1 protein-coding gene is annotated in these 1,207 nt (G+C 73.7%); it reads right to left on the bottom strand.

The window, feature by feature from the left end; translation table 11 throughout:
* Positions 1-31: 31 nt before the first annotated feature.
* Positions 32-1,120, bottom strand: coding sequence for a DmpA family aminopeptidase (locus HW578_RS26790; RefSeq protein WP_198373737.1), 1,089 nt, complete (start codon positions 1,118-1,120; stop codon positions 32-34).
* Between the last annotated feature and the right edge of the window lie 87 nt (positions 1,121-1,207).

Below are 1,207 nucleotides of genomic sequence, written 5' to 3'. Positions count from 1 at the left end.
AGCAGCGCGGCGGCGATCAGCAGGCGGCGCATCAGGCCCGCCCGTGGCGCGCCAGCACGGCGCGCAGCGCATCGAGGTCGATCGCCTCGCCCTTCGTGCGCCGCCCGGTCCGGCCGTCGCGCCCGATGATGGTGGTCGCCATGGTCAGCGCGTTCAGCACCGCCTCCTCCACCGCCTCCGCCGCCGCGACGAACAACGGCGACATCCGGTCATTCGGCCAGTCGGCGATGATCGCCTGCTGCGCGCGGCGTTCCGCCGTGCGCAGCACGCCCGGATGCGTGGCGAAGGCAATGGCATAGTCGCCCGAGCCATCGCTGAAGGCCGCCCCGGTGCGCGCCAGCCCCGCCATGGCGCGCGTCGCGAGCCGCGTCAGGTTGCGGTCCGACAGCGGCGCATCGGTCGCGATCACAACCATCACCGAGCCATCCGCATCGCCGCGGACGGTATGCTCCTTCAGGTACCAGCGGCCGAGTTCGCGCCCGACCGGGATGCCGTCCATGGTGAGCACGCCGCCGTAATTGGCCTGCACGATGGCGCCGAGAGTCCAGCCGCCGAGCGCGCCCGGCAGCACGCGCGACGCCGTGCCGATGCCGCCCTTCCAGCCAAAGGCCATCGTGCCGGTCCCCGCGCCGACGGAACCCTCCGCGACGGGACCATCGCTCGCGCCATCCAGCGCGGCCAGCACATGCGCCGCCGTCACGCCGCGCGCGCGGATGTCGTTGAGCCGCCCGTCATTGGTCTCGCCCACCACGGCGTTGACCGAGACGGCGTCCGGGTTGCGCGCCAGCGTCCAGTCCACCAGCGCCTCCACCGCGCGACCGACGGCGAGCGTGTTGGTCAGCACGATGGGCGTCTCGAGCTCGCCCAGCTCCGCGAGCTGCGTCGCGCCGGCGAGCTTGCCGAAGCCGTTCATCACCGCCAGGCCCGCCGGTACGCGATCGGCGAAGGGGTTGCCGGAATGCGGCAGAATGGCGGTGACGCCGCTGCGCGTGCCATCGCCCTCGATGATGGTGGCGTGGCCGACGCGCAGGCCGGCAACGTCCGTGATGGCGTTCAGCGCGCCGGGCGGAAAGAGACCCGGGGCCAGGCCGAGCGCGCGCGCGCGGACGCGCCCGCTCATCGCCTCACGCCGCGATGCCCTGGGCCAGCGCCTCGCGCACCGCCGCCAGCGCCTCGGCCACGCGGCCGGCATAGATCGGAAGAGCGT

The sequence above is a fragment of the Roseomonas rosulenta genome (genome assembly GCF_016106005.1).
Lineage (GTDB): Bacteria > Pseudomonadota > Alphaproteobacteria > Acetobacterales > Acetobacteraceae > Neoroseomonas > Neoroseomonas rosulenta.
This window is presented reverse-complemented; position numbering and strand designations above follow the sequence as displayed.